Genomic DNA, 22,192 nt, shown 5'->3' on the forward strand with positions numbered 1-22,192 from the left:
CTCACAGGTGCGGGCTCGTGGCGTTCAGAGCAGATACTCAAGGTAACATATTGCAAAAATAAAATAGACATTTTGCGGGAAAGCTTGACATAATTATATAATTTGTTAAAATATAACTATACTTTTCCGTTCTAAAAAGTAAATATTATATAAATAGCGATTTATAGGGCGATCTGTGAAAAACAGATCGCCTTTTTTGTGCATATACCCCAATATTAAAAATGAATGAAAAAGTATGGTTATACCAGCAGCCCGATGTGCGCCGCCATAGGCGGCGCCTCTTTGGGTATTGGGCGGCTCTGCGGCTAGGCAGGCCCGCGAGCTCGCCCGGTACCCAATAAGAGGAGGAGATATACAGTGAAAAACAAGGTGCGGCGCCAAAAATTCCTGGCGCTGATACTCAGTGCAGCCCTGATGGCCGCGGCTCTGCCGGCGGCCGTTTTTGCCGAGCCCCAGTCCGTTTCCATCGGTGGCTTTCTGGTGACCGGCGGCGTGCAGGGGAGCGACTACCGGCTCGAGGGCGGTCTGCTCAAGGTCATGACCGACACCCCGCTGACCATAAAAAACCAGGACCCCACTTCCCCCAACGGCACCGGCATCCAGGTGTTGGCCGGGGTGCACGCCGATGTCACCCTGTCCGGGGTCAACATCGCGGCCAAGCAGCCGTTTGACATCGTCACCAATTCCATGGATACTGCTGGCGGCACCTTTGCCACCAGCGGCGACCAGGTGCAAAACAAGACCTCCTGCCACATCACTCTGGCCGACGGCACCGACAATATTTTAGATGCCTCCAAGTCGGCCGGCAAATCGGCCATGTACCCCGGCCTGCGCTGCGGCGAGGGCTCCATCCTCACCATCGACGACGGAGTGCGCAACATGGATGTAAACGGTGTGCCGGTGGTGCCCGAGCAGGGCAAAATAGGCGCCGACGTCACCCTCGTCGGCGGCCGCCAGCTGCACGCCGGCGACCCCATTGCCAGCCTGGACAGCAACGACCCCGGCACCCTGACAGTCAAGGGCGGCTACCGCTCTGCAGCCATCGGCAGCGGCCCCCGCGAGAGTTCCGGCCGCATGACCTTTAACGGCGGAGATATCACCGCTGTCGCCTATGGGCCCGGCGACAATGCTGCCGGCGCCGGCTGTGGCATCGGCGGCGGTATCGGCGGCAGCGGCACCGATACCAATTTCAACGCCGGCAAAATCGACGCCTACGGCTCCTACCACGGGGCGGGCATCGGCGGCGGCTGCACCATCTACGGCGGCATGAACGGCTTGGCTACCGATATCAAGATCCCCGACGCCATCTATAATGGTGGGGTCAACGGCGCCTCGGTGCAGTCGAGCACGCTGGCCGGCGACATGACCATCAACGGCGGCCTCATCAAGGCCAAGGGCTACACCCACGGCAACGCCATCGGTAAGGGCTGCGGCGGCACCAACACCGGCAAGACCATCAAAATAACTGGCGGCACCGTGCTGCCCGACTCCACTCTCGGCGACCCCAGCTACCACGCACTGGATATCGGCGGCACCAATGGCTATGTGGTGGTCACCGGCGGCTCGGTGCGGCTGTCCGGCCCCGGCAAGTTCGACAGCATTCCCGGCAACGGCGGCGCCTACGGCGATGATGACCACAGCCAACAGGTGTTTATGACCACCATCGACCTTTCCGGCGACGAGATGAAAAACTACGATATCGCCGGTTTCGATGTGAAGATCGCCGGCGCGCCCAACGACTACGGCTCGCCCTATGTGCTCGACGAAAATTCTAAGCTGTACCTGTGGCTGCCCAAAGACACCGCCGGCAAAGAGGTGGCGGTGGAGCTGTCGGTGCGCAAAGACAGCGTCAGCGAGCCACAAAAGCTCGATACCTTCTTTATCACCAACGTGGCCGATAACGGCACCTCTTTTTTAAAGCGCTATGTAGAGTTTGACCTGCCGGGCGACGGCTACCAGGGCCAAAAGGATTACGACGGTGTCGCCACCACACCGTTTGACTTTGCCAGCCACCCCATCACCACCGACGAGAGCATACCCAAAGTGCTCGACAAACCGTCCTATGTGCTGTACAAGTACCAGCCCTACGGCGAGGACGGCCAGCTGGCGGGCGAGGAATCGGCCGAGTCGGCCACCAGCCTGCCGGTGGACAGCGGCACCTACCGCCTCACCATGACCTCCACCCAGTACTCTATGGTAGCTCCCTTTAACAACAGCTACTGGGGGCACCGCGGTTACGGCACGGTGACCATCAACCCGGTGGCATCACACACGTCGGTGTCCGTCAGCCGCGACGCGTCGGTCACCGACGCGTCCGACCAGACGCTACACATCACCGCCGACTTTGTCAGCGGCGAGGATACCGCCAAGACCTGTGCGGCCCCCACCGGCGCCGCCCAGCTGTACATCGACGGCGAGCCGGTGGGCGACCCTATCCCCCTGGTGGATAGCGGCGAGCCCGACGGCCACGCCACTTTTGGTACCGCCACCGGCGCCGGCGGCCGCTATCACACGGTGTTCAGCTACGACTTTGTGCCCAGTGAGCACGACGACTGGGTGCCCAAAGCCACCGCCGACGGCAAGCACCAGGTCTCGGTCAAATACCTGCCCGATAAAAACTACCTCGAGAGCATCGGCACCCCGGCGGTCGAGATGGTCATCACTCCCATTGAGCCCAGTTTAGACGTGTACGACGACACCGACAGCGCGGCCCCGGTGCTGGTGCCCGACGGCGGCACCCTGCAAAAAGACTACGCCGATTTTGCCGGCGACGACGACTGGTTCCCCCTAAAGGTGGACAGCAACAACACCTCCGCCACCCAGTACGCCTCCAGCAATCCCAATGTGGCGGTAGTCGACGAGCAGGGCAAGGTACACATCAAGGGCAGCGGCACCACCACCATCACGGTGAAAAAGCCGGCCAACGGCGCCTTTACCGAGCGCGAGGAGACCTTTACCCTTGTGGTAGAGCCCGACGGCACCTTAAAGCCCGATGCCGAGCTCTCTAAAGGCGCTGTCAACAGCGATCACCCCGATGGCCCCACCCGCCCGGACGATCTTTTAGAGTACACCATCACCGCCAAAAACAAGCTGCCCGGCTCGCTGTGGAAAGAGGTCGTCATCCGCGACCAGCTGCCGGCCGGCGTGGAGCTTTTGACCGATACGCTGTACCTGCAGGGCCCGCGCGACGACCAGCCCCACCAGCTGACAGAGGCGGAGTACACCCTGCAAAACGGCCTGTTGTCTGTGCCGGTGGGCGACGTTCACGGCGGCGAGCAGTATATCCTCACTTTTAAAGTGCGGGTAAAGAGTGAGACCGGTGAGCCCGGCGCCGACGAGCAGTTTAAAGACATCACCAACATCGCCACCGGCTCGGGCAGTTACGGTCCCGGCGGCTCTGGCAGCGCCGACAGCGAGCTCACTGTGTCCTCCGACCCGACAACACCTGTCGGCGGCGGCCAGGTGCTGCCCCACGACCCGCAGCCCGAGATCCACAAGACTGGACAGAACCTGGACCGCAACGAGGGCCAGACCCACGTGGACGACCGCATCCGCTACGAGATCGAGGTGGAGAACCGCCGCCCCGGCTCGCTGTGGAAAGAGGTGGCCGTGCGGGATAAGCTGCCCGCCGGCCTGATACTGGTCCCCGGCAGCATGGTGCTGCAAAAACCCGACGGCACCCGCATCCTGGTATCCGACAGCGCCTACGATCCGGTGACCCGCATCATCTCTGTGTATGTGGGTGAGGTATACGGCGGCCAAAAATACATCTTCTCGTTCGAGGTGACCGTCGCCCCCGAGGCGGTGGGCAAAGACATCGGCAACACCGCCGAGGCCATCGGCTACAAGCCCGGTGGCGGCGGCTCGGGCGGCAGTGGCGGCTCGAGCTCCGGCGGTTCAGACGGCAGCGGCGGTTCCGGTGGCTCCGGTGGTTCGGGCGGCGGCTCCGGCGGCGGTACCGATTCCATCTCCTACAAGCCCGGCGACCCCTATTTCCCCGCCGGCGGCAGCTCCTGGCCTAACGGCGGTTCCGGTGGTTCCGATGGCAGCGGCGGTGGCGGCAGCGGTTCTGGCGGCGGCCTGATCTATATCGACACCCCCGACCCGGCCTACCCCATAGACGGCGATAAGCCCGACAGCAGCGACCCGGACGGCAGTGGTATCCTGCCCACCGACCCCGAGCCCGAACTGGAAAAAGAGGTGCAGAACCTGACTGACGGGGGGGATAGCCACTTGGACGACCTGCTCAGCTACGAGGTGAAGCTCTCCAATCCCAAACCCGGTTCGCTGTGGAAAAATGTGTTTATTTTCGACTACCTGCCCAGCGAATTGGCACTGGATCTGGACAGCATCCAGTTGATCTACCCCGACGGCTCGGCACATGCTGTGAGTGCCGCCCAGGTCTACGACCCGGCGGCCCACACCCTGACGGTGCCCATCGCCCGCCTGTACGGCGGCGAGACCTATACCCTGCGCTACCGGGTACAAATACAGATAGATGACCCGCCCCAAGAGCCGCCGAAAGAGATCGTCAACACGGCGGCCGCCGCCGGCGAGGACCTCGACGGCCAGATCACCGAGGCCAAAAACGGCCCCCAGGCCCAGGCGGCAGTCTCCTGGCCGGTAGACGCGGTGTACAGCGAAACAGCCAACACCGGCGACAACCTGGCCGGTCTGTCGGCGCTGGCGGTGCTGGTACTTTCGTTGGGGGCAGCGGCAGTGCTCAAAAAGCGCCGCGGCCAGCGCCACTAAGTTTACATTGGCAAAAACACCATAAAACATATCCATCCGTTTAAAAGCGCACACGGCCTGCGGGCTCGGGTGCGCTTTTTGGCGCCGTGTTTTCCACCATCCTCGTGTCGGCGGTGGAAAATGCAGCCTCTCTTTAAATGGGCCGGCAAAAATACCGCCGCCGGCTCCGGCCGGGCGCGGTCCGCCCTTTTTGTCTGCGCGGCAATTTGCCTGGCCGTCCCGGCAAGGCGGGCAGGGGAGGTTTGAGGGGGATCAGGATGGCTGGGGATGGCCGGGGATGATTTGAGGAATTTTGAGGGTATTTTGAGAGTGGTCTGAGGAGAGCCTGAGGGTGGTATGAGGATAGTTTGAGGACAGTTTGAGGAGGGCAGAAGGAGCAGCTTGCCTTTTCCGGCCATATCTGTTTTTGCGCCCGCATTTTTTATTGCGTCTAACGTTTTTTCTACACTACCACACCGCCGGTCTACTCCACCACCACACCGCAACACCGTCGGCCCGCGGTACCGAATACCGGCGCGCAGGCAGTTCGCATGGTCGGCGCCTGTACTTCTGCCCCCACCTCTTTCAGCGACGGGTAAGACCGACCTTGCTCGCCGGTAAAACGGGTGGTATCGGCAGCTTTTACCGCTGTCAAATACAGCTGTATCAGCTGCCGGAGTTAATAGAGCAGATAGCCTGCCCAACCTGTCCGACCTGTCCAATTTGATCGACCTGCCCAGCGCCGAATAACGCCCCCTAAAAATATAAAATGCACCGGTGCCGCCCGCTTGTCGTCCGTACCGCTCGTCCGCTGAAGATCTCTGCCCGGCCACCCGGCCACCAGATCACCAGACCACCAGACCACCGGGCTACCGCATTTTCCACCATCCAGCGCCCCGCGGTGGAAAATATGGCGGTATAGAGCTGCACCCACCGCTCCGTGCTGGCAGCCGGGCTGGCGGCGTGCCTTTACCGCCGCTCCTGCCGCAATCGGTCAGGGCAGCTGAAAAGGTGCGGGATGCCGGGCAAATGCGTCTCTTGCGGCGTCTCTACCGCCCCGCGCTGCCCGGCCATGCAGTCCCCTGTTCTGTACATAGTACATATAAAACGATCCGTAGTATCTGCATAAGATACTACGGATCGTTAAAAAGAGAAAAGAGGATGTAGATGTATGCAAACGGCCCGGGGCAAGGCACCCGGCGGGCCGGGATAGCTGGTCTTGGGGCGCGGTGCCCCGCGCTACAGCTCGCCGCTGCTGTCGATACCGCCGCTGCCACTGCTGCCGGTGTTCTGCTCGGTGAGCTGGTAGCTGATCTCGGCCGTCTGGCCGCTGCGGTAAATCGTCAGCTTTACAGTGTCGCCCACTTTGCTGCCCGACAACACCTTGTTTACCTCGCTGGCGGTGGCGACGTCGGTGCCGTTTACCTGTAAGATCAGGTCGCCGGCCTGTATACCGGCCCGCTGGGCGTTGGCGCCGGTCACCTGCTGCACGTACACGCCGGTCTGGCTCACCCGGTACTGCATGGCTGTCTGCGCGTCAGAAATATCTAATAGGGCCAGCCCGGTATCGATGCGGCCGCTCACGTGTCCGCTGTTTATCAGCTCCTCGATCACCGGCCGGGCGGTGTCGATGGGGATGGCAAAGCCCAGCCCCTCAATGCCGGTGCCGCTGGATTTGGCGTTGACGATGCCGATGAGCGAGCCGCTGCTGTCAAACAGGCCCCCGCCGGAGTTGCCGGGGTTGATGGCGGCGTTGGTCTGCAGCAGAGTCATGGTCTGGCCGTCTATCTCCACCTCGCGGTCTAAGGCGCTGATGATGCCGTCGGTCACAGTACCGCCCAACTCGCCCAGCGGGTTGCCGATCGCCAGAGCAAATTGGCCCACCTGCAGGTCGCCGGAGCTGCCCATCACCGCCGGTTTCAGATCTTTGGCGTCGATCTTGAGCACGGCCAGGTCTGTCTCGGCGTCGGTGCCCACCAGCGTGGCGGCGTACTCGGTGCCGTCTTTTAAGGTGACGGTGATCTTCTGCGCCCCGTCGATCACGTGGTTGTTGGTGACGATATAGCCGTCAGCCGAGATGATGACCCCGCTGCCGGCCCCCTGCGACACGTACTGCTGCAGCCGCTGTCCCATCTGCACCGACTCGGTGGTGATGCCCACCACCGAGTCCGATACCGTGGCGGCGATATCGGCGGTAGACCCCCCGCCGCTGTCGGCGCCGGTCTGCTTTACCGACTGGTACAAAACGCTCTTGCCACCGCTGTCGCCGCTGCCAAAGTGGTCCACCACCAGCGCCCCGCCGGCGCCGCAGCCAAACGACAAAAGCATCATGCCGGCCACCAGCAGGGCGGTCTTGCCGCCTTTGCGGCGGGCCTTTCTGGCCGGCGGTACCGGGCTGGGCCCACCTGCCTGCTGCGGCCCGATAAACAGCGGCTGGCCGGTCAGCGGGTCGTATCGCCGCTGGCTGCCAAATTGCTCGCCGCCCTGTGGCTGGCCGGCACCGCCGCTAAAGTCGTATCCGTGATATCCGTCATAAGGTCCCTGCATCTGTAAGTCCTCCCTGCCTTGTTTCTGTAGTCTCTATTTTGCCGGGTGGGTGTGACCGGGGCGTGAATAAAATTTGGCTATTCGGCAAAAAAAGACGACAGCTTTTGTAAACACGGCCTCTACAGATCTTCAGGTCTCCCTCTACACCGCCTAAAAACGGTGCCCGTCCGTCCCCAAAAGGTAGGCGCGGCGAACCGGGCGGGCCCGCCCGTCTCTCTGTCCGCACCCATTTCAGGGCGCAAAAAAGCCGCCGGTAGCGCCCCGTCGGGCGCCGCCAGCGGCTTTTGTTTTCGCTTTATCGCCCGCTCACTGCCTGCTTACTGCCCGCTCTCGCCCGAGACCGACAGCCGGTCGACGAGCACGGTGGGCGAGCCGAATTGCCCCGCCCCGCCGGGCAGTGAAAAGGTCAGGTCGTCGGCCAGCGCGGCGATGTCTAAAAGCAGCCGGTAGTAGTTTCCGGCCACCGTGATCTGGCTCACCGGCCGCACCTGCCGGCCATTTTGATACAGAAAGCCTTTGCTCTCCAGCGAAAAATCGCCGGTAGTGGGGTTGGCGCCGGCGTGCAGCCCCTTTACGTTGGTGATATACAGGAGCTCCTCACGGCTGGCCAGCAGCTCTTTTTGGGTGCAGTGGCCGGGGGCCAGGTACAGGTTGGTGGGGGCCACCGTCAGCGGCGACATGTACGAGCCCTTGTAGGCGTTGCCGGTGTTCTGGGCCCCCATCAGGGCGGCCGTCTTTTGGTTGTGCAGCAAAGTCGCCAGCACTCCGCCGGCGATCACCGCCGTCTTTTGGGTGGCAAAGCCCTGGTCGTCAAAAGCCCGGCGGCAGATGGCGCCGGGGTACAGCGGGTCGTCGATCAGGTCCACGCAGGCCGCCGCCACCGCGGTGCCCACCTTGTCCCCCAGCAGCGACAGCCCCTTGTAGGCCGCCAGCCCCGAGAACAGTCCGCAAAAGGTCTCCAGCAGGTCGTAAGATACCTTGGGCGACAGCGCCACCGCATAGCTGCCCGCCGCCACCGGCTGGCTGCCGATGAACGACAGCGTCGACTCCACCGCCCGGCGGGCGGTCGCCGCAGTATCCAGTGCCGCCGAGCTGTCGGCGTAGTCGATCTCGTATTCGTTATAGGTGTCGCCGCCCTGCCGCACCACCGGCCCCATCACCGCATAGGCGTAGTGGCTCTCGTCGCTCACATCCAGGCCCCGGCTGTTATATATGGCCCGCCGCGACCAGGCGGCAGCGGTGCCGGCGTCGGCCACGGCGCTCACCCGGCCGTCGCCCTCCAGACAGGCCGCCTCGCCGGCCAGCACCGCCTCTTTTAAAGCGGGGTAGGGGTCGCGCTCGGCCTGGCTGTCTGCTGCCGGGCGGCTCTCGCCGGGCAGTATCTCGTCGATATCGGCGTTTTCGGCCACCTTGGCCGAGTCGATGGCGTCCGCCACCAGCCGCTGGGCCTCCTGTTCGCTCAGCACCTGGGTACCGGCATAGCCCATGCGGCCGCCGCACAGCACCCGCAGGCACACCCCCAGCGTCTGGCTGCTCGAAAACTTTTCCACTGCGCCCCGGTAGGCCTCCAGCTCCATCGAGCCCGACTGGCGGCTGTATAGTTCAAAGCAGTCCACCCCGGCGGCTCTGGCCGCCCGGTCCACCGCCTGTTTAAATGCAGTCATATCCATGGCTTGTCGCTCCTTTTGCTCTTTACTGCTTGCCGCCTACGGTGATCTTTTGCAGCCGTATCAGCGGCTGTCCCACATTGGTGGGCACCGAGCCGCTGGCCGCGCCGCACATGCCTTGCCCGTGGTCCAGGTTCCTGCCCACCATGTCGATGTCAAACAGCACCTGCGAGCCCTTACCGATCAGGCTGGCCCCCCGCACCGGGTAGCGGATCTTGCCGTTTTCCACCAGGTAGCCCTCGCTCACGGCAAAGTTGAACTCGCCGGTGACCGGATTGACCGAGCCGCCGCCCATCTTTTTGCAGTAGAGCCCTCTCTCCATCGAGGCGATGATGTCCTCGTCCCGGTCTTTGCCCGGGGCGATGTAGGTGTTGCGCATGCGGGAGGTGGGCGCGTAGAGATACGACTCCCGCCGGCCGCTGCCGGTGGGGGCCAGCCCCATCTCCAGGCTGCCCAGGTAGTCGACCATGTAGCTCTTTAAAATGCCGTTTTCGATCAGCACCGTGCGCTGGGTGGGGCGGCCCTCGTCGTCGATGGCGGTAGAGCCCCAGGCCCCGGGAATGGTCCCGTCGTCGATGGCCGTCACCTTGCTGGAGGCGATCTTCTGCCCCAGCTTGCCGGCAAATTCCGAGTTTCCCTTACCGACCGCGGCCGATTCCAGCGAGTGGCCGCAGGCCTCGTGAAAGATCACGCCGCCAAAGCCGTTTTCAATGGCCACCGGCATCACCCCCGCCGGGCACTCGGTCGCGTGCAGCATGGTCACCGCCTGGCGGGCGGCGCTGCGGGCGGTATCGCACACGTCCAGCCGCTCAAACAGCTCATAGCCGCAGCTGGCGCCCGGCCCCTCGCTGCCGGTCTGGTTCTGGGTGCCGTCGGCGGCGATGGCGCTGATATAAAAGCGGGTGCGCACCCGCCGGTCCTCCACGTACAGTCCCTGGGTGTTGGCGATGAGCACGTCCTGGGTCTTGTCCATCAGCATGGCGCTCACCTGGGCGATTTCGGCCGAGTAGTCTCTCGCCGCCGCGTCGGCCCGGCGCAGCAGGTGGGCCTTTTTGGCGCTCTCCACGCCGGCCGGCTCTATTTTGGGCCACTGGCCGTCGGCCTTGAGCGCCGTCAGGGCGGCAAACTCCGCCGGCTGACCGCTGCAGCAGGCCACAGCGGCCTGTTTGGCGGCGGTGATGAGCGCCGCCGGCGACATGTCGCAGCTGCTCACGTACACGCTGTGCAGCCCCTTGATGGCGCGTATGCCCACCCCGCGGATGTGCCCGCGCACCGCGCTCTCCACTTTTCGGTCGATGAGGTTCAGCGAATGGCTCAGGCTGTCCTCGTAAAACAGCTCGGCAAAGTCCGCCCCGGTGGACATGGCGGCCTCCAGTATCTGTCGGGCGAGCTGCGGCCCGGGTCTTGCGTTCTCCAAAAGGTACGCCCCCTTTATTTAATAGGTCTATCTCTGCGGTCGCGGCAGCCGCCGTCCCGGCCGGCTGCCTGATTACTATTATAACCAGTTTTGTGGTAAAATACCAATATGCCGCCCATTTGTGCCCCGGCCCGCGCGCACTGGGCGCCGCTTCTGCCCCCGGCCGGTTTGTAACCAAACTTTAACTGCGCGCCGGGCTATTTTGTGTTAAAATAACGGTGACCGCGGCTTTCGGCCCACCCGGCCGGCGCCGCCCATCCTGTGCACGACCGATCTTATCTTATCCAGAGAGGGGGGACCGATATGGCCCACACACCGCGCGCCGTGCGCCTGCTGGCGCTGGCGCTCTGCTGCCTGCTGTCGCTCACCGGCTGCGGCAGCTTTGGCGCCTCGGTCGAGGACCTGCTCACCGCGCCCGCCCTGGACGACCAGCAGGCCGCCATCCTCGACACGGTGCGCAGCTACGCCGACACCGGCATCACCCTGGTCTATCCCAAGGGCGGCGCCTACCGCAACCCCATCACCCTGCAGGATATCGACGGCGACGATGAGCCCGAGGCCATCACCTTCTACACCAAAAAAGACGAGGTCAAGATCCACATCAACGTCGCCAAAAAGATGGAGGACTACCAAAACGGCGAGCGCTGGCAGGTGATCTACGACATCGAGGGCCTGGGCAACCAGGTGAGCTTTATCGATTTTGCCCACGTGGGGCTGCTGTTTTACCAGAACATCATCGTCGGCTACAGCGCCTTCAGCGAGGGGGGCAACACGCTGGTGGTCTACGGCTTTCAGAGCGGCGAGCTCTGCGAGACCATGATCCAAAACTACACCGAGGTGGCCTATGGCGACCTCGACGGCGACATGTTCGACGAGTTGGTGCTGTTTAACACCCCCGGCGACGGTGCCGCCGGCATCACCGCCGACCTGTACGAGCGGGTCGGCACCCCCGAGGCGCCCTACCTGGGCAAAACGGCACAGGCCACCCTCGATCCGTCGCTGGTGCGGCTGCGGCGGCTCTCGGTCGACAGCGAGGGCCAGTACCGGCTGGTGTATGCCGACGGCCTGAGCGGCGACAACCAGATGACCACCGAGGCGCTGTGCTACGACGGGGAGAAACTCTATACGCTGTCCCAGTACGAGCGCCAGCGCGGCAGCGAGACCGACTATCTCACCGCCCTCACCCGCCAGAACACCGAGCTCTACAGTCAGGACGTAGACGGCGACGGCCATATCGAGGTGCCCCGCCTGCAAAAACAGCAGAGCGACAGCCTCTACCAGCAGGGCGGCTATTTTGTCGACTGGTACAGCGGCTCCAGCGGCGGCTACACCTACAAGCGCACCACCTACGAGGACGACTCGTTCCACCTGCGGGTCACGCTGCTCTCGGGTTGGGTGGGCAGCGTCACCTTCCAGTCCGAAAACGACGGCAGCGCCCGCACCTGTCTCGATGCCGGCGGCGCCACCGTCTTCTCGGTGCTGCGCATCTCCCGCAGCGAGGATGCCGTCGCCTACACCTCCAGCGGCTTTAAAGAGCTGGGCACCTACGGCAGCTTTACCTATCTGTATAAGGCCGGTGACAGCACGCTGGTCCACGCGGCCAGCGAGACCGAGATGGCCGCCGCCATAGAGATCAAACAGTGACGCCCCGCGCGCACGATCAGCAAAAAGCAAGCTAGAAAGGCAGGACGCTTTTATGAAGAGGATACTGGTGGTAGAAGATGAGGAGAGCATTCGCGAGCTCATCTGTCTCAATTTAGAAAAGACCGGCTTTACCGTGCTGGGCGCCGGCACCGGCGAGGAGGCGGTGGAGATCTTCACCCGCGAGGGCTCCTCCATCGACGTCATCCTGCTCGATATCATGCTGCCGGGCATCTCCGGGCTGCAGGTGTGCAAGCAGGTGCGCCAGCTCTCGAGCACGGTGGGCATCATCATGCTCACCGCCAAGACCCAGGAGATGGACAAGATAAGCGGCCTCATGCTGGGGGCCGACGACTACGTCACCAAGCCCTTCAGCGTCTCCGAGCTGATGGCCCGGGTCGACGCCATCTACCGCCGGGTGGCCATGTCCGGCGGCGGCCAGACCAGCACCCTGCACTACGGCCCCTTCGAGATGAACTTAAAGAGCCGGGTGCTGCGAAAAAACGGCGACCCGGTCGAGCTCACCCAGGTCGAGTACCAGATCATGGAGCTGTTTTTAAAAAATCCCGATACGGTGCTCGACCGCATGGAGATCTTAAAGAGCATCTGGGGCGAGAACTACTACGGCGACGACAAGATCATCGACGTCAACATCCGCCGCCTGCGCATGAAGATCGAGGAGGAGCCCTCCCGCCCCCGGCACATCACCACCGTCTGGGGCGTGGGCTACCGCTTCAAGGCATAGCAGACGAGATCAGACTTTTATAAAACAAGGGGGGAGCAGGGCTTATGCAGAGCGTGACCAAACGCTGGATGCTCAACTTTTTGACCATCATCGTGGTCATCCTCTCGGCCATCATGCTCATCGTGGTGGTGGGGGTGCGCAGCTTTTACTATTCCAGCGCCGAGCAGACCATCACCAGCCGCTTAGAGGTGATGGCCAACGCCATCAAGAGCAGCCAGCAGTCGGCCACCGAACAGATGGTGGAGTCGATGGTCACCGGCTTTGAGGAAAAAGACAAGTACGAGGTGATGCTGCTCAACAAGTCCGGGGCGGTCACCCTCACTTCCAGCGGCTTTTCCCCCTCCGACGAGCTGGGCGACGGCGACTTCGAAAAGGCCAAGGCCTCCTCTGACGGCTTCGGCATGAAGGTGGGTTACACCCGCAGCGCCGGCAAAGTCATGTCGGTGTGCTACATCTCCAGCAGCCTGGGCGGCGAGGTGCAGGGCATCCGCATGGTCTGCTCGCTCAAGGCCGTCGACGGCGAGATCGTCAAGATCGCGGTGCTGTTTTTGCTGTTCTCGGCGGTGGTCATCCTGTTCGTGGTGCTCTCCAGCACCTACTTTATCAAGAGCATCGTCAACCCCATCGGCCAGGTGGGGGTCATCGCCACCAAAATAGCCTCCGGCGACTTCTCGGTGCGCATCAAGAGCCAGCACAACGACGAGATCGGCCAGCTGTGCAACATCATCAACTACATGGCCGACGAGCTGCAAAAGGCCGAGCAGGTCAAAAACGAGTTCATCTCCCAGGTCTCCCACGAGCTGCGCACCCCCCTGACAGCCATCAAGGGCTGGGGCGAGACGGTGCTCCAGTCCGACCCGGTCACCGACGGCGACACGGTGCGTATGGGCATGAACATCATGATCAGCGAGACCGAGCGCCTGTCGGATATGGTGGAGGAGCTGCTGGACTTCTCGCGCATGCAGAGCGGCAAGCTCACGCTGGTGCTCTCCAAGATCGACGTGCTCGCCGAGCTGGGCGAGGTGGTCATCATGTTCGGCGAGCGCGCCCGCCGTGAGGGCATCGAGCTCATCTACAACGACCCCGACATCGTCTCGCCGGTGTTCGGCGACAAAAACCGCATCCGCCAGGTGTTTATCAACATTTTAGACAACGCCCTCAAATACTGCGATAAGGGCGGTACCATCCGCGTCACCGCCAAAGAGGAAGACGGCTTCGTCATCGCCGAGATCGCCGATACCGGCGCCGGTATCAAAGCCGCCGACCTGCCCCGGGTCAAAGAGAAGTTCGTCAAGGGGCAAAACGCCCGCCGCGGCACCGGCATCGGCCTGGCGGTGGCCGACGAGATCATCACCCTGCACAAGGGCCGGCTGCAGATCGAGAGCGAAGAAGGGGTGGGCACCACGGTGCGCATCGCTGTGCCGGTCATGGATAAAAAGGTCGATTCCACCACCATGCAGATCGCCAAGATAGACGAAGAGGAGATACGCAGATACCATGAGTCAAAACAGCAGTCAGACAGCTAAGCCCCACAAGACCCGCATCGGCGGGCAGGCCCTCATCGAGGGCATCATGATGCGGGGCGTCGACAAATACGCCTTAGCCGTGCGCAAAAAAGACGGCACCATCCACCTGGAGGAGCGGCCGGATAAGGCCCTCACCAGCTGGTACAACAAGGTCCCCCTCATTCGCGGGGTGTGTAATTTCATCGCCACCCTGGTGCTGGGCTACCGCTGCATGATGGAGTCGGCCGAGATATCCGGCGCCTTCGACGACGAGGACGAAAAGCCCATGTCCGGGGCCGCCACCACCGCCTTTTCGGCGCTGGCGGGGGTGCTGGCGGTGTTTTTGTGCCTCATTTTGTTCATGGTCATCCCCACCGCCGCCACCGGCCTTATCGACAGGTTCCTGCCGCTGGGCGGCTGGCGGGTGGTGGTCGAGAGCGCCATCAAGATCGCCGTCTTTCTGGCTTATATGGCGCTGGTGTCGCTGATGAGCGACATCAAGCGGGTGTTTCGCTACCACGGGGCCGAGCACAAGACCATCGCCTGCTACGAGCACCGCCAGCCGCTCACGGTCGAGAACGTCCGCCGCCACAGCCCCTACCACCCCCGCTGCGGCACCAGCTTTCTGCTCATCGTCATTTTGGTCAGCATTTTGGTCAACGCCTTCGTCTCCTGGCGCAGCGTGTGGCTGCGGGCGCTCATCAAGGTGCTGCTCCTGCCGCTGGTCATGGGCATCAGCTACGAGATCATCCGCTACGCCGGCGGCCACGACAACCCCGTCTCCCGGGCCATCTCGAAACCCGGCCTGTGGCTGCAGCGGCTCACCGTCAAAAACCCCGACGACAGCATGATCGAGGTGGCCATCGCCGCCATGCAGGCGGTGCTGCCCAAAGAGGGGCAGGACGACCGTTGGTAGTCGCCGAGCTGCAGCGCCGCGGCGCCGAGCTGCTGCGCCGGGCCGGGCTGGAGGACGCGGCTTTTGACGCCCGGCAGCTGCTGGCGCACGTCTTACATATCGGCAGCGCCCAGCTGCCGCTTTGGGGCGACCAGCCGGTCACAGAGGGGCAACAGGCCCGCTACCTGCAGTTCATAGGCCGCCGGGCCCGGCGCTACCCGCTGCAGTACCTGCTGGGCAGCTGGCCGTTTTACGACGGCGAGTACCTGGTGGGGGAGGGGGTGCTCATCCCCCGCCCAGATACCGAGCGGCTCTGCGAGATAGCCATCGAGCTGGCCCCCGGCCTGCCCGGCTACAGCGCCGGCCCGGCGATCTGCGACCTGTGCAGCGGCAGCGGCTGCATCGCCGTCACCCTGCAAAAGCACATCCCCGGCAGCCATGTCACGGCGGTGGAAAAATCGCCCGCCGCCTTTCGCTACTTACAAAAAAACATCGCCCTAAACGGCGCCGACGTGCAGCCGGTGCTGGCCGATGTGCTGGGCTACGAGCACCGCTGCCCGCCCTGCTCGCTCATCACCGCCAACCCCCCCTACATCACCGCCGCCGAGATGGCCGCCCTGCAGCCGGAGGTCTGCTACGAGCCGGCCATGGCGCTGGCGGCCGGGGCCGATGGGCTGGGCTTTTACCGGGCCATCGCCCGGCGCTATCTGCCCTGCCTGCTGCCCGGCGGCGCGCTGATTCTGGAAATTGGCGCCAGCCAGGGCCCGGCGGTGACCGAGATACTCAAAAACTGCGGCTACAGCGGCGTTTTTATTGCCAGGGACTACGCTCAAAACGCCCGGGTAGCGGTGGCTCGACGCCCGGCTGCCGGTTGATTTTTGACCGCCGATACAGTATACTATCACTTAGAAATGAAAACGTTTGTTTTGGAGGAAGACGAATATGGCGGAGAAACAGCAAAAGGCCCCCGATAAACAGCAGGCGCTCGAGACGGCGCTGGCCCAGATCGAGAAACAGTTCGGCAAAGGCGCGGTCATGCGCCTGGGCCAGCACTCCACCCTCAATGTAGAGGCCATCTCCACTGGCAGCCTGTCGCTGGATCTGGCGCTGGGCATCGGCGGCGTGCCCCGCGGCCGCGTGGTCGAGATCTACGGCCCCGAGAGCTCGGGCAAGACCACGGTGGCGCTGCACATCGCCGCCCAGGCCCAAAAAGAGGGGGGCACCGCCGCCTTTATCGACGTCGAGCACGCCCTCGACCCGGTGTACGCCGCCGCCCTGGGGGTGGATATCGATGCGCTGCTGGTCTCTCAGCCCGATACTGGCGAGCAGGCGCTCGAGATCTGCGAGGCGCTGGTGCGCTCCGGCGCCATCGACGTCATCGTCATCGACTCGGTGGCCGCCATGGTCCCCCGCGCCGAGATCGAGGGCCTCATGGGCGACAGCCACGTGGGCCTGCAGGCCCGTCTCATGAGCCAGGCGCTGCGCAAACTCACCGGCATCATCGGCAAAACAAAATGTGTGGCGGTATTCATCAATCAGCTGCGCGAAAAGGTGGGCATCGTCTACGGCAACCCCGAGGTCACCCCCGGCGGCCGCGCCCTCAAATACTACTCCTCGGTGCGCATCGACGTGCGCCGGTCCGAGGCACTCAAGTCCGGCGGCGACTTCATCGGCAACCGCACCAAGGCCAAAGTGGTCAAAAACAAGGTGGCCCCGCCGTTTAAGGTGGCCGAGTTCGATATCATGTACGGCGAAGGCATCTCCAAAGAGGGCGAGATCCTGGATATCGGCGTCGATCTCGACATCGTCAAAAAGTCGGGCGCCTGGTTCAGCTACAACGGCGAGCGGCTGGGTCAGGGCCGCGACAACGTCAAAAAGTTCTTCCGCGAGCACCCCGAGGTCACCCGGGAGATCGAGGACGCCATCCGCGCCCAGAGCGACAAGGTGGGCATAAAGCCCATCGCCGCCGCCGGCAAAGACGACACCCCGCTGGCCGCCCCCGCCGCGCCCGCTCCCGCGGCCAAAGCCACCGGCAAAGCATCGGCCAAAGCGCCGGCCAAGGCCGAGGTGGAGATCGATATCGAAGTAGAGGACGAATAACATGCGCGAGACCGGCGCCGGCGTGGTCACCGGCTTAGAGAAGACCAAGCGGGGCCGCTACAGCGTGTTTGTCGACGGCGAGTTTTTGTGGTCCATCGACGGCGAAACACTGGTCAAAAATCCCGATATCCGCCCGGGAAAGACCGTCTCCTACGCCTATTTGGAAGAGGTCAAGTACCAGTCCGATATCCAAAAGTGTAAGGACAAGGCGCTGGACTATCTGGGCCGCCGCCCCTACGCCCAAAAAGAGCTCACCGACAAGCTCAGCCGCACCTACCCCCGCGACATCGCGCGCCAGGTGGCCGAGCTCGTCGGCTCCGCCGGTCTGCTCGACGATCTCGACTACGGCTACAAGCTGGCCGCCGAGCTGTTTTCCCAAAAGCACTACTCGGTGCGCTTTATCGGCATGGAGCTGCAAAAGCGCGGTCTTACCCGCGAGCAGGTCGAGCAGATACTGGCCGACAGCGGCTTTGACGACGGCGAGAGCATCCGCTACCTGCTGGCGCGCAGCTATAGCCGCGACCTGTCTAGCCCCAAGGGGCGCGACCGCGCGCTGGCCGCTCTGGCCCGCCGCGGCTTTTCTTACAGCGACTGCCGGCAGATGATCGCCGCACAACAGAGCGGAGAAGACGACTACGAGGAATACTAGGAGAGTTTACATATGCCAATACAAGTTGGAATGGTGTCTTTAGGGTGCCCCAAAAATCAGGTCGACGGCGAGATCTTGCTGGGCCTTGTCCAGCAGGACCCCGAGTTCGAGCTGCAGGCCGACCCGTCGCTGTGCGACGTGGTGCTCATCAACACCTGTGGCTTTATCGACGACGCCAAGCAGGAGTCTATCGACACCATCTTGGAGTTCTGCCAGCTAAAAGAAGAGGGGCAGCTCAAGTGCGTGCTGGTCACCGGCTGTCTGGCCCAGCGCTATAAGGACGAGATCCTCGCCGAGATACCGGAGGTCGACGGCGTGGTGGGCATAGGTTCCAACAGCCAGATCGCCCAGATCATCAAAGATGCGCTGGCCGGCAGCCACCCCCAGCTGTTTGCCAGCGCCTACGACCTGCCGCTGGCCGGCAGCCGCATCCTCACCACCCCGTCGCACTACGCCTACTTAAAAATATCCGAGGGCTGCTCCAACCGCTGCACCTTCTGCGCCATCCCCTACATCCGGGGCGATTTTCGCTCCCGCACCATCGAGGATATCGTGGCCGAGGCCAAAGAGCTGGCCGCGGCGGGTATCAAAGAGCTCATCGTGGTGGCGCAGGATACCACCCGTTACGGCGAGGACCTGTACGGCGAACCCCGCTTGGCCGACCTGCTCGAGGAGCTGTGCAAAATAGACGGCTTTGTCTGGATACGTCTGATGTACTGCTATCCCGACCGCATCACCGACCGGCTGCTGGATATCATCGCCCGCGAGGAAAAGATCGTCAAGTACATCGATATCCCGCTGCAGCACACCAGTAAAGAGGTGCTGCGCCGCATGGGCCGCAAAGGCGACGACGCCTGGGTGCGCCAGGTCATCGCCCTCATCCGCGACCGGGTGCCCGACGTGTTCATCCGCACCACCGTCATCGCCGGCTTCCCCGGCGAGAGCGAGCAGCAGTACGAGCAGCTGTGCCGGTTCGTCGACGACATGCGCTTTCAGCGCCTGGGCTGCTTTGCCTACTCGCAGGAGGAAGGCACCCCCGCCGCGAAACTCGACGGCCAGCTCGACGAGGAGACAAAGCGCCACCGCGCCCAGCACATCATGGACAAGCAGGCCCTCATCATGGGCGACTACAACCGCCAGATGATCGGCAAAACGGTGCAGGTGATGGTGGACTACTTCGACAGCGAAGACATGGCCTACGTGGGCCGCACCCAGCACGACGCCCCCGAGATAGACGGTACCGTGCGCTTTGCCGCCGAATGCGACCTGCAAAACGGCGACCTGGTAGCCATCACCGTCGACGAGGCCGACGATTTTGACCTGTACGGCCATCTGGCCGCAGACGACGCATAGGGGAGGAACCGACATGAACACACCCAACAAACTCACCGTGCTGCGCATGGTACTGGTGCCGTTTTTTGTGGCGGCGCTGCTCATCAGCGATATACCGGCCAGCTATCTCATCGCCCTGGTCATCTTCACCGTCGCCTCGCTGACCGACATGCTCGACGGCCAGCTGGCCCGCAAGCATAACCAGGTCACCACCTTTGGCAAGTTTTTAGACCCGCTGGCCGATAAGATGCTGGTCACCTCGGCCATGATCTGCTTTATCGAGATGGGCCTCTCCTCCAGCGTGGCGGTTCTCATCGTCATCGGCCGCGAATTTATGGTCAGCGCCATCCGCCTGGTGGCGGTGGGCGAGGGCAACGTCATCGCCGCCAATATTTGGGGCAAGGTAAAAACGGTCATCCAGCTCATCGTCATCATCGGCGTGCTGCTGCTGCTGGCGCTGCAGGATTTTGGCATCGCCCAGTCGCTGGATGTGCCGCTCATCTCGAACGTCGGCATGTGGGTCATCGCCGCGGTCACCGCCATCTCCGGCGGCAAGTACCTGGTCGACAACCTGCAGTACATAAACACCATCAAATAGTGAAAAAGGCGCTGCTCTGCGGCGCCTTTTTGCCGTGTCGGGGCCAAGATGCCGCCCGCTTTTACCGGCGCTGGGCGCGCGGGCGATCAAGTGCCCAGCGGCTGCCGGCCCCCTTATAAAAAGGAGCAGATGCCCGATGAGAGAGTTCCTGTACCCCGCCGTGCAGCCGCCGGCTCGCAGCGGCGCCGAGCCGCTCAGAGACAGCAGGGGCGGGGAGGTGGCGCGCCTGGCCGACTTTTGGCGCTGGGCCCACTCTGACCTGCTGACCAATACCGAGCGGGGCATACTGGCAGAGTATATCGTCGCCTGTGCACTGGGCGTACACGGCGGCACGCGCATCGCGTGGGACCGGTACGACCTGGTCACCAAAGAGGGCTTTTTACCATAAAGGTAAAAACTTCGGGCTATCTGCAGTCTTGGGGGCAAAAGGCGGCCTCCAAACTGGTGTTTGGCATCCGCCCCACTCTGGGGTGGGACAGCACTACCAACGTGTACGGTACGACCAGAGCGCGGCAGGCGGATATCTACGTATTTTGTGTCTACAAGCACCGGGAACAAGAGACAGCCGACCCACTGGATCTGCGGCAGTGGGACTTTTATCTGCTGCCGACCCGCATCCTAAACGAAAAGGCGGGTATGCAAAAGAGTATATCGCTTTCCTCATTGCTAAAAATAGGAGCGACCTACAGTACGTATACAGAGATGCATGGGAAACTTCTGGCCTGCATGCACGGGCTGTAAGGATCATAGAACACGACAGAAAAGTGGAAGAGGTGGTTTCATGACCCGCAAAAAGAGAGTGGTGTTCATCGCCGCGGCGGCGCTGTTGCTGGCGGCGGTGGCGCTGTTTTTGCTGCTGGCGGCCAAAAAGCCGGTGTTTACCTACGGGGGGCACACCGGCACCAGCGTCAGCGAGACCGTATCCTGGCAGCAGCGCGGCAGCTTTGTACCCAAAAAGATCACCGCCAAAGACGGCCTGGGCCGCGACCTGACCGGCGCCATCACCGGCGACGAGAGCGCCGCCCCCAGCGCGCCCGGCGACCACAAGATCGTCTACCGGGTAAAAAATCTGCTGGGGATAAGTGGCCGCTTTACCCTCACTGTACACTATGTCGACGATCTGGCGCCCCAGTTTTCTGGCCCCGACACGATAGCCTACACCGGCCCCGAGATGGATCTGTCCGCCGCGGCCATCGGCCTCACCGCCAGCGATGACGTAGACGGCGACCTCAGCGCCGGCATCACCTACAGCGGTCAGGTGGATGCCGCCACCCCTGGCGACTACCCGGTGGTCTACACCGCCACCGACTCCGCCGGCAACCGTGCCACCCACACCGTCACCTTCACAGTCGCGGCCGCACCCGCCGTCCCCACCGGCGGCAGCGACGCTGGCAGCGGCGGCGGTACCGCCGGCCCCATCACCTACGAAAACGGCATCGTCGAGCCCACCAGCATCACCCCCACCGTCATCTCCGACCCCGATTCGGTCACCGCGGTGGTCAACAAATACCGCGCGCTGCCCGACGGGTGGGAGCCGAATGACCTGGTGTCTATTACCACCAACGGCGCCGGTGCCGGCTATCTGCGCGCCCCGGCAGCCGCCGCCTGGGAACAGATGCAGCAGGCCGCCAAAGAGCAGGGCCTTACGCTTATCGGCTTTTCGGCCTACCGCTCCCAGGCCACCCAAAACAGGCTCTACTTTAACTACCGCGCCAGCGACGTGCAAAACGCCGCCATGTACAGCGCCTACCCCCGCCGCTCCGAACACGAGCTGGGCCTGGCTATCGACATCGGCTACAACATGACCTGTGCCGACGACTTTGCCGAGAGCGCCCAGGGCCGGTGGCTGGCGCAAAACGCCCACCGCTACGGCTTCGTGTTGCGCTACCTGCCCGATAAGGTGCTCGTCACCCAGTACGCCTACGAGCCCTGGCACTACCGCTATGTGGGCCCCGATCTGGCTGCCGCCCTGTGGCAGAGCGGCCAAACGCTCGAGGAGTATTTCGGCCTGCAGTGACCGCTTTTGACGGTTGCCTTTTTGCGCACTTTGTGCTATCCTAAAATACACACTAAATAGCTCTGCTTTTAGAGCGACGAACTGCCAAAACGCGGGAAGAGTAACCCGACCGCCGCACAGTACAGAGAGGGGCCGCCACCGGCTGCGAGCGCCCCCTGTGCGGCCCGGGCCAAGTGCCCCCGCCAGCAGGCCCGCCCAACGCCGCCTTCCGGTGGTCAGTATGCGGGTCCGGCCCCGGCCCGTTACCGCCGATTTTATAGAGAGATAAACCGAAGTGGAACCGCGGTAGTACCCTGTCGCCTTCGTGCAGCCAGCCAGAGCTGCATGGGGGCGTTTTTTATCCTGTCC

Annotated in this window: 15 protein-coding genes; 12 read left to right on the top strand and 3 right to left on the bottom strand. The window is 63.0% G+C overall.

Going from position 1 to position 22,192, the window contains the following annotated elements:
* The first annotated feature begins 357 nt into the window (after positions 1 to 357).
* Positions 358 to 4,752, top strand: coding sequence for an isopeptide-forming domain-containing fimbrial protein (locus tag H8K20_RS14250; RefSeq protein WP_186488473.1), 4,395 nt, complete (start codon positions 358 to 360; stop codon positions 4,750 to 4,752).
* A gap of 1,218 nt (positions 4,753 to 5,970) precedes the next feature.
* On the opposite strand, the gene H8K20_RS11285 is transcribed toward H8K20_RS14250, so the two are convergent.
* The 3 genes from H8K20_RS11285 to H8K20_RS11295 all read right to left on the bottom strand — a co-directional run bounded on the left by H8K20_RS11285 (position 5,971) and on the right by H8K20_RS11295 (position 10,308).
* Positions 5,971 to 7,278, bottom strand: coding sequence for a S1C family serine protease (locus H8K20_RS11285; protein ID WP_243206446.1), 1,308 nt, complete (start codon positions 7,276 to 7,278; stop codon positions 5,971 to 5,973).
* A 317-nt stretch (positions 7,279 to 7,595) separates the two neighbouring features.
* Positions 7,596 to 8,948: a TldD/PmbA family protein gene (locus H8K20_RS11290; RefSeq protein ID WP_186488474.1), complete on the bottom strand. Its 1,353-nt coding sequence runs from the start codon at positions 8,946 to 8,948 to the stop codon at positions 7,596 to 7,598.
* 22 nt (positions 8,949 to 8,970) lie between these two features.
* Entirely contained in the window at positions 8,971 to 10,308 is a 1,338-nt protein-coding gene (locus tag H8K20_RS11295; RefSeq protein WP_186488549.1) for a TldD/PmbA family protein, read from the bottom strand.
* A gap of 357 nt (positions 10,309 to 10,665) precedes the next feature.
* On the opposite strand from H8K20_RS11295, the gene H8K20_RS11300 reads away from it, so the two are divergent.
* From H8K20_RS11300 to H8K20_RS11350, 11 genes are all read left to right on the top strand, one after another.
* Positions 10,666 to 12,006: a hypothetical protein gene (locus H8K20_RS11300; RefSeq protein ID WP_186488475.1), complete on the top strand. Its 1,341-nt coding sequence runs from the start codon at positions 10,666 to 10,668 to the stop codon at positions 12,004 to 12,006.
* 52 nt (positions 12,007 to 12,058) lie between these two features.
* A complete protein-coding gene (locus tag H8K20_RS11305) occupies positions 12,059 to 12,748 on the top strand; it encodes a response regulator transcription factor (RefSeq protein WP_105205315.1) in 690 nt (229 codons plus the stop codon).
* 44 nt (positions 12,749 to 12,792) lie between these two features.
* Positions 12,793 to 14,274 carry a HAMP domain-containing sensor histidine kinase gene (locus H8K20_RS11310; RefSeq protein WP_154867638.1) on the top strand — a complete coding sequence of 494 codons (1,482 nt, stop codon included), beginning with the start codon at positions 12,793 to 12,795 and terminating at the stop codon, positions 14,272 to 14,274.
* Positions 14,246 to 15,169, top strand: a complete 924-nt coding sequence (locus tag H8K20_RS11315; protein ID WP_186488476.1) for a DUF1385 domain-containing protein — start codon at positions 14,246 to 14,248, stop codon at positions 15,167 to 15,169. Before H8K20_RS11310 ends, H8K20_RS11315 begins: the two co-directional genes overlap by 29 nt.
* Positions 15,163 to 16,023: a peptide chain release factor N(5)-glutamine methyltransferase gene (gene prmC, locus H8K20_RS11320; protein ID WP_186488477.1), complete on the top strand. Its 861-nt coding sequence runs from the start codon at positions 15,163 to 15,165 to the stop codon at positions 16,021 to 16,023. Before H8K20_RS11315 ends, prmC begins: the two co-directional genes overlap by 7 nt.
* Positions 16,024 to 16,090: 67 nt before the next feature.
* Positions 16,091 to 17,248, top strand: a complete 1,158-nt coding sequence (recA, locus tag H8K20_RS11325) for a recombinase RecA (RefSeq protein ID WP_186488478.1) — start codon at positions 16,091 to 16,093, stop codon at positions 17,246 to 17,248.
* Between the two features lies 1 nt (position 17,249).
* On the top strand, positions 17,250 to 17,897 hold the full coding sequence (locus H8K20_RS11330) for a regulatory protein RecX (protein WP_154867645.1): 648 nt from the start codon (positions 17,250 to 17,252) through the stop codon (positions 17,895 to 17,897).
* A 12-nt stretch (positions 17,898 to 17,909) separates the two neighbouring features.
* On the top strand, positions 17,910 to 19,250 hold the full coding sequence (gene rimO / locus H8K20_RS11335; protein WP_186488479.1) for a 30S ribosomal protein S12 methylthiotransferase RimO: 1,341 nt from the start codon (positions 17,910 to 17,912) through the stop codon (positions 19,248 to 19,250).
* Between the two features lie 13 nt (positions 19,251 to 19,263).
* The gene (pgsA, locus tag H8K20_RS11340) at positions 19,264 to 19,827 is read left to right on the top strand and encodes a CDP-diacylglycerol--glycerol-3-phosphate 3-phosphatidyltransferase (protein WP_186488480.1); all 564 of its coding nucleotides are present in this window, start codon (positions 19,264 to 19,266) and stop codon (positions 19,825 to 19,827) included.
* Between the two features lie 136 nt (positions 19,828 to 19,963).
* The gene (locus H8K20_RS11345) at positions 19,964 to 20,215 is read left to right on the top strand and encodes a hypothetical protein (protein ID WP_186488481.1); all 252 of its coding nucleotides are present in this window, start codon (positions 19,964 to 19,966) and stop codon (positions 20,213 to 20,215) included.
* A gap of 393 nt (positions 20,216 to 20,608) precedes the next feature.
* Positions 20,609 to 21,844: a D-alanyl-D-alanine carboxypeptidase family protein gene (locus tag H8K20_RS11350; protein WP_164998239.1), complete on the top strand. Its 1,236-nt coding sequence runs from the start codon at positions 20,609 to 20,611 to the stop codon at positions 21,842 to 21,844.
* Positions 21,845 to 22,192 lie beyond the last annotated feature (348 nt).

Origin of the sequence: Neobittarella massiliensis (ex Bilen et al. 2018), from assembly GCF_014269355.1 — a bacterium.
Classification (GTDB): Bacteria; Bacillota; Clostridia; order Oscillospirales; family Ruminococcaceae; genus Neobittarella; species Neobittarella massiliensis.